Origin of the sequence: Cognatishimia sp. MH4019, assembly GCF_020177595.1 — a bacterium.
GTDB lineage: Bacteria > Pseudomonadota > Alphaproteobacteria > Rhodobacterales > Rhodobacteraceae > JAHTBL01.
This window is the reverse complement of the sequence record NZ_JAHTBL010000021.1, coordinates 1-6628: the sequence shown is the minus strand read 5'-3', so window position 1 is coordinate 6628 and position 6628 is coordinate 1. Positions and strand designations below refer to the sequence as shown.

General features: G+C 52.7%; 8 protein-coding genes and 1 pseudogene. 4 read left to right on the top strand and 5 right to left on the bottom strand.

The genetic code is table 11. The annotated features are described in order from the left end of the window. Together KUW67_RS18265 and KUW67_RS18260 are read right to left on the bottom strand one after the other, a co-directional pair. Nucleotides 1–352, bottom strand: a 352-nt coding sequence (locus KUW67_RS18265; protein ID WP_224826775.1) for a transposase, incomplete at its 3' end; no start/stop codon positions are given. Between the two features lie 119 nt (nt 353–471). Further along, nucleotides 472–999, bottom strand: a complete 528-nt coding sequence (locus KUW67_RS18260; protein WP_224826774.1) for an Lrp/AsnC family transcriptional regulator — start codon at nt 997–999, stop codon at nt 472–474. 68 nt (nt 1000–1067) lie between these two features. Between KUW67_RS18260 and KUW67_RS18255 the strand changes: the two genes are divergently transcribed. Next, on the top strand, nt 1068–1454 hold the full coding sequence (locus tag KUW67_RS18255; protein WP_224826773.1) for a RidA family protein: 387 nt from the start codon (nt 1068–1070) through the stop codon (nt 1452–1454). A 359-nt stretch (nt 1455–1813) separates the two neighbouring features. On the opposite strand, the pseudogene KUW67_RS18250 reads toward KUW67_RS18255, so the two are convergent. Further along, nucleotides 1814–1978, bottom strand: a pseudogene (locus tag KUW67_RS18250) (transposase); the annotation flags it as partial. A 431-nt stretch (nt 1979–2409) separates the two neighbouring features. Here KUW67_RS18250 and KUW67_RS18245 point away from each other — a divergent pair. Next, nucleotides 2410–3300 (top strand): LysR family transcriptional regulator, encoded by an 891-nt coding sequence (locus KUW67_RS18245; protein ID WP_224826772.1) that lies wholly within the window; start codon nt 2410–2412, stop codon nt 3298–3300. A gap of 95 nt (nt 3301–3395) precedes the next feature. Further along, nucleotides 3396–4091, top strand: coding sequence for an RraA family protein (locus KUW67_RS18240; protein ID WP_224826771.1), 696 nt, complete (start codon nt 3396–3398; stop codon nt 4089–4091). Nucleotides 4092–4325: 234 nt separating this feature from the next. On the opposite strand, the gene KUW67_RS18235 is transcribed toward KUW67_RS18240, so the two are convergent. Then, a complete protein-coding gene (locus KUW67_RS18235) occupies nt 4326–4871 on the bottom strand; it encodes an MOSC domain-containing protein (RefSeq protein WP_224826770.1) in 546 nt (181 codons plus the stop codon). A 157-nt stretch (nt 4872–5028) separates the two neighbouring features. After that, nucleotides 5029–5415 (bottom strand): RidA family protein, encoded by a 387-nt coding sequence (locus KUW67_RS18230; RefSeq protein ID WP_224826769.1) that lies wholly within the window; start codon nt 5413–5415, stop codon nt 5029–5031. A gap of 64 nt (nt 5416–5479) precedes the next feature. Here KUW67_RS18230 and KUW67_RS18225 point away from each other — a divergent pair, with 64 nt between their 5' ends. Beyond that, on the top strand, nt 5480–6493 hold the full coding sequence (locus KUW67_RS18225) for a GlxA family transcriptional regulator (protein WP_224826768.1): 1014 nt from the start codon (nt 5480–5482) through the stop codon (nt 6491–6493). Nucleotides 6494–6628 lie beyond the last annotated feature (135 nt).

The following is a 6628-nucleotide window of genomic DNA, read 5'->3' as shown; positions in this document are numbered from 1 at the left end:
TCTCGCGGAACCGACCATGACGGTTTTTGGAGAAGCTAGAATGATCCGGGATACGGTCGGTCAGATCTAGGCGACAGAACCAGCGATACGCCAGGTTCAAGTGAACTTCCTCGCAAAGCCGTCGCTCGGACCGGATGCCAAAACAATAGCCAACCAACAGCATCCGGATCAGCAGCTCTGGGTCGATGGAGGGCCGACCAGTGTGGCTGTAGAAATCCGCCAGATGAGCGCGGACGCTGGTCAGATCAACAAACCGGTCAATCGACCGCAGCAAATGTTCTTGGGGGACGTGATCATCCAGCGAGAACTCGTAGAAGAGCGCCGCTTGCGCTTCTTGCCTCGGTCCCATCATCGCAAACCCTCCCGCTCGTCGAGAGAATTGAATCAGCTGCCCGACCGCCAATCAAGCATGTGTTTCTCAACAAAATCAGCCCACTTTGACCGATGCTGCAAGATGCCTGAATGTCGGCTCTATCGCGTTGGTAAGGGAACTTCTGGCCACTCGGTTGTGACCTCTGCCTGCACACCACGCTCAAGGTAGGTGGAAAGCACAACAAAACTCTTCGTGCTGCGAACCCCCGGCAGTACATACAGTTGCGACAGGAAGTCTTCGAGCGCATGGGCGTTTGCCGTTCGAACTTTGATGATCACGCAGGTATCCCCCGCGACCGAGTGCATTTCCTCGACTTCGGGAAACTGGCGCAAGGTCAACATCCGTTCGCTTTTGCCCCAACCGTCCGCATCGACATGCACAAAAGCTAAGAAGTCTTTTCCACATGAAGGGCCGTCTAGATGTGCGCCTATGCTCTTTATCGCGTGTTTGCGTAATCGCTTGACACGTTCATGAACTGCCGGAGCCGACAAACCGACGTGTTCGCCGATCTCGGCATAAGTCGCCCGCCCGTCTTCAGTGATTGCACCTAATATTTTTCGGTCAAAACCGTCCAAGGCACGCCTTGGCAGTGTTGCCCGCTGAATATCATCTGTTTCTTTCACCATATCGCCTAATCAATCTTATCATCCAAAAAATCTTCGGCAAGATGTCCATATACCGAAAGGAAATTCAGATGAACGCAAAAGAAATCAATCCGACCGATGGCATTTACGCCACAACCCTCGACTATGTTCACGCCATGGAAGTTTCAGGGGTCAGCAGACAGCTTTTTGTCAGCGGAACAATGGGCTTGGCAGAAGACGGGGCAGCACCTGCGAGCCTTGATGAACAACTCGATCTGGTTTGGAAAAATATCCGTCGCATCTTGGCAGAGGCTGATATGTCAGTTTCGAATATTGTTCGGCTGACCAGCTACATAGCGCGACCAGAATTTGCCGCAAAAAATCAAACGGCTCGTGAGGAGGCACTTCAGGGTCGGATCGTGCCAACTACCGCCATTGTGGTGACTACCCTTGATCCTGCCTGGCTGATAGAGATCGAAGTCATCGCCATGGCCTAATTTTGCTGACAGCAGACCTTCGCCTGCCAATCCGCAAGGTCCGGAAAGTCCCGCGATGTGTGAGTTCACCGCTGCCATAATTTGCAATCGCAGCGAATGTCTTCTCTGACGGGCCGCGCTGCAGCATCGCGACGGTAGATCTAGTGTCCGGTATGGGCCGTCCCTGCTGAGGCGGAACGGTCCACCAATTTAACATTGTGCGATCGATCTAAAAGCGGCTGCGGGCCCTTAGTGTGAATTCGTTTTTTGTGCTGCATGCGCGCACTGCACAGAAAGTGCTGCGCTAGCGCAAATTCTATCGCCGCTGCGAGAGGACAAAACTGGTCATTCATGTGTACCGCAGCGGAAAGGAGGCGCTCAAATACGTCAGACGCACCTTCAAGCAGCGCACGCTTCCATTGGTGGATCATAGTGGGATGCACCCCAAACCGACTGGCCAATTGGCTGACCGTCTTCTCTCCCTTCAGCGCCTCTAACACAACCTTGGCCTTAAACTTGGGGTGATGTTGCTTCCGTTTCGACATTCCTGATCTCCTTCGTGTTGAAGATCAGCAGACAACAAATTGCAGCTTACGTCAGTGTCCGAATTTAGGAGGGTAGCTCTGAATGTGAGACAATTTCCCCTGCAGCGCTGAATATACGATTGAAAGAGTTGCAGGCGGCAGGATTTGTTCATCGCACCGAAGGTGGGTACGCGACCACTGAGCTGGGCAAGCGTTTGTATGATCAGCTCTGCCCTTTGGTAGCCTTCAGCAAGGATTGGCAAGTGCACCTAGACGCAGAGAAATGAAAAACCGACATTCAAGGTAGCATCGGATCCAATATGCAAAATGTCCCTCAGCCGCTGAATGTGCAGAGTTTGATAAGTTGGAGGCGGCCCTGCAATCGCAAGAATGACACATGGGCGAAATCACAATAGAATCTGGAAATAGCGAGCGATAATGATGAGATTGTTTTGAATAAAGACGTACTGAGATACTTAAAATGCTTCGAGGCGGCTTCCCGATTGTTAAGTTTTACGAAGGCTGCTGAAGAACTGTCGATCACGCAAAGTGCTGTCAGCCATCAAATCCGCGAATTATCGTTGCGCTGTGGGTTTGCGCTTTTTGAACGGCAAGGGAATGCGCTTGTGCTGTCCGAAAAGGGTCAAGACTTCGCAGATACTGTGAGCCACAGCATCGCGGCTCTCGATGATAAATTGCAGGCCCTTCAGCGCGATTTAGACAGGTCTGTCATCTCCATCTATTGCGAACCGGTTCTGGCGAACAAATGGCTGCTGCCACGTTTAGATCGTTTAGAAGCGCAGTGTTTGGAAATGACACTTAGGCTGGTGTCGGCTGGCGAGATTCACGACGCCGACCTCGTCATTGGATTTGAAGAGCTTGCCCATCGCAACGTAGTGGTCGTCCCGAACGAAGTTCGCCTTCCGGTGTGCAGTCCCGATATCGTTAGCGTCGGTGCGTCTCGCCTTTCGCTTGTTGATTATGCCTCGGAAACGGCCATTTCATTGGGTGACTTCGGATTGGAAACCTTGTTTGGGTGTTCATGGTCAAGCTGGCAGGCCCGGTTCGGGCAAGACGCAAGTCCAACCGCCGACAAGGAAACTTATGCAACGGTTGAACTCGCATTGCAGGCGGCCGTTCATGGGCGCGGCATCGTGGTTCTTCGTCGGTCGGTCGCGGATGATGACCTGAGAGCTGGCCGTTTGATTGCGGCGTCTGATCAAAGAATGCCAGTCACCAAGCCCATACATCTGTCCGTAAAGCCGGACAGTTCGAACGTCGCGATCTGTCTTCACCTGCGCGACTGGCTGTTAGGTCAGATGAAGGCGATGTCGCGATATTGATCGGTATGAGATTGCCTCATGCGTGCATGAGAAATGACAGTTCGATTTTGCATAACACCCCTTAGTAACTTGGCCATAGTTACGGAGGTAAGGACATGATCAAAGAACCCAAACTACTTACAGTTGCCAGTACGCTCTTGCGCCCGTCTGATGCGCAGATTGCGGCGTTCCAGGGTGTGCCGACTGGCCAAGTCTGCGATGCATTGGGCGGTGGAGGCGCGTTGGCGAGCAACATTGTTCCGATCAGCACAGGGTCTGACCTTGACTGCATCGCCGCCGGACCTGCCGTAACCGCTCAGAACCGTCCAGGGGATTTGTTGGGGACCTTAGCGGCTCTCAGTCTTATTCAAGCTGGCGATATCTTGATTGGGTCAGTGTCGGGATATCAGGGGTGTGGGGCGGCAGGTGATCTTGTCATGGGCATGTTGAAGAACGCGCATGGCGCAGGGTTCGTCACGGACGGGCCGGTGCGAGATTACAAAGGCATCGTGGCGGTAGGGCTGCCGGTCTGGTGTACGGGCCTGAACCCTGCATCCCCCGTAACATCTGGTCCTGGAACAGCCGGTCTTCCCGTGACGATCGGTCATCAGACTATCCATAGTGGTGACATGGTCGTTGCGGACCGCGACGGCGTTGTCGTTGTCCCGTTTGATAAGATCGACCAGACATTAGCGGCTTTGGGCGCAATCCAGTCCTCTGAGACAGCCTATGAGGCCGAGATCGCTGCGGGTCGCAAAGTCTCTCAGAAAGCCCTTGATGCATTCACGGATGGTCGGGCCGAATTTGTATAATGAAAGATGCCCGGGATCACGATGAAGGGGCGTCATGGTGTGATCCTTAGGCATGTCGCTGTTTGATGCCGCAAGCTACCGAATTCAGCTGTTGGTTTCAGAGTGCGCAAGGTCTGTTTCGTGCCGCACCTTTCTAGTTCGCTGCGTGCGCGAAACCGAGCCGACGGTAGACTCACAGTCTGCGGGACTTTGCTGCCGTTCGCCCCCCGGAGACCAGTGTCCGGTTTAGAGTTTTTATACTCGTTCCAGAGGTAGGTAAGGCATCTCAGGATAGATCGTCTGAATTGCATCACCGGCTCTCACGGTGCCTCCGGATTTCACCACCGTCATTATGCCGGATTTTCTAATGAGCTCTCCATTTTCACCTTTCAGCATTACAGCGGCAAGAAGGCCAGCTTGAAAGTCGTCAATCTGCTTACAAGGGTTCCTTAGTCCAGTCACTTCTAGTTCAACTGCTTCCCCGATTTTTAGAACCGTGCCCCGTGGCAGAGCAAGTAAATCAATGCCTTGTGTTGTTATGTTCTCACCCAAATCAGCGGGCCCAACATGGAAACCTTTCTGTTCAAGCTCACGAAAGAGCTCCGAATGGATCAGGTGGACTTGGCGAAGGTTAGGCTGCCTGGGATCTACAGCTACACGTGAACGATGCTTTACGGTTTCGCCCAGATGGGCGTCGCCTTCGACCCCCAACCCGTCCATGATACGTATTTCCGGAACTAACTCTTTCGAAAAATTGTGTGAATTATCTCGTGCAACTGCAACTACATTTCCGTGCAACATAGAGTCCCTTCAACGTTAGATTTTAATGGGTGGGTTTGGCCGCATCGGCCAAGGACTGCGCGACAGGGTAGGCTCGAGCTTCACATCATAGCGTTGACCAGATGCGGACCCCTAGCACACCGCGATGCTCTTGGACTTAAACGGAGATAAGATTGGATCACACGCGATCTTTCATCGCGATAGCCTGTATTTTGATTTTCGCCCCAAAGGGCAGTTTCGCAGCCTGGTAGATCGTCCGTGCCGGGAATTGTGAGAACCGCTTCCGATAGACTTCATTCACCTGTGCGAGGTCGCGTTCAATGTCGGCAAAAGCGATATCGACATAGACAATATCTTCAGAGCTAAAACCGGCGGCGTCAGCGACCATGAACACCAGGTCAAATGCGCGTCCAGCTTCTTCGCTTGCGCTGCCTTCGCGATATCCATCATTGTACACAGCCAACTGACCCGAGATATGGCAGGTGTTGCCGACGACAACAGCATTGGAAATTGGCGATGGTGAGGCTGGTACGCCAGGGACGTCCGTAACAAAGGTGCGTGACATATGAGGGGTCTCGTCGTGCAGGGTTCAGTTGACAGCAGACTATTTCTCATAGTCGATGTCAGGAATGATTTCGAACCTTCAAAATCAGACAAAACCCCTTCAATCCGTTGTCTTTGTGGGCTTCGATCAAGTCCTGCTTATGGATGTGGCTGGTCCCGCTCAGGTTCTTGCGTCTGCGAATAAGGTTCTGGGCTACAAAGCCTATGATATCGCCATCGCCAGCAAGGACGGCGGCGATATTCGGACTGATACTGGGTTATCCCTCCGCTCGGATGTGTCGTTTGCCGCAGTATCCTGCGCAAACATCTTTGTTGTCCCTGGCGGTCCTGGCGTTGATCAACATTTGAATGACCCTTCCCTGCGGCGCTTCTTGAAACGTGTTGCGCCAGTCGTAGAGCGCTTCGTTTCTATTTGCTCAGGGAGTCTTCTCACCGCATCGACAGGGCTGCTGGACCAAAGAAAAGGTACAACGCATTGGGAACGAGCTGATCTCGCTACTCAGCTGTTTCCAAGCGTAGATTGGCATCTGGATGAGATTTTCACGCATGATGGTAAGTTTCATTGTTCGGCAGGTGTGACGACAGGCATCGACCTCACGCTTTCCCTTGTAGAAGCGGATCACGGGCGACGCGCTGCGCTTGGCGTGGCGCGGGAAATGGTGGTTTTCATGCAAAGGCATGGTGGACAATCACAATACTCGGAACCACTCAAGGCGCAGGCGACATCCAGCAAGCGCCTGAGTGATCTGTACAATCGTATCGAACAAGACCCTACCGCCCCATGGAGCGTCTCCATGATGGCCGAAGTTGCAGGGTCTACTGAGCGCACACTACATCGCGATTTCGTACAAGAATTTGGTCAAACACCCTCAAGTTTTGTCGAAGAAAGACGGCTTGCCATCGCCCGTTTGTATTTGGAGGGCAGCAGGAAACCTATCAAGGAAATCGCATCGCTCTCTGGATTTGTGAGTGAACAAAAAATGCGGAGAAGTTTCGTGAAGCTGCTTGGTATTCTGCCAACCGAGTATCGAGACCGTTTTGGTGAAACGCCCATTCGTGCCGCACGCAGCATCCGGTAAATTGGGCTGATTTTGTTGAAAAACTCTTCTTTTCTGACGCTTTGGTTTGCGTCATCGCGTTAATTTACTGGGATGTCCGAAGTAGGACCGCGCTCTTACTCAAAGGCTGGGTCCATCGGCTTGAGCTTTGCCAGT

Bases quoted from the DNA above. Each gene is read 5' to 3' on its own strand.
- KUW67_RS18260 (WP_224826774.1), bottom strand. From the start codon at position 999: ATGGTGAAAGAAACAGATGATATTCAGCGGGCAACACTGCCAAGGCGT.
- KUW67_RS18225 (WP_224826768.1), top strand. From the start codon at position 5,480: ATGATTTCGAACCTTCAAAATCAGACAAAACCCCTTCAATCCGTTGTC.
- KUW67_RS18230 (WP_224826769.1), bottom strand. From the start codon at position 5,415: ATGTCACGCACCTTTGTTACGGACGTCCCTGGCGTACCAGCCTCACCA.
- KUW67_RS18235 (WP_224826770.1), bottom strand. From the start codon at position 4,871: ATGTTGCACGGAAATGTAGTTGCAGTTGCACGAGATAATTCACACAAT.
- KUW67_RS18240 (WP_224826771.1), top strand. From the start codon at position 3,396: ATGATCAAAGAACCCAAACTACTTACAGTTGCCAGTACGCTCTTGCGC.
- KUW67_RS18255 (WP_224826773.1), top strand. From the start codon at position 1,068: ATGAACGCAAAAGAAATCAATCCGACCGATGGCATTTACGCCACAACC.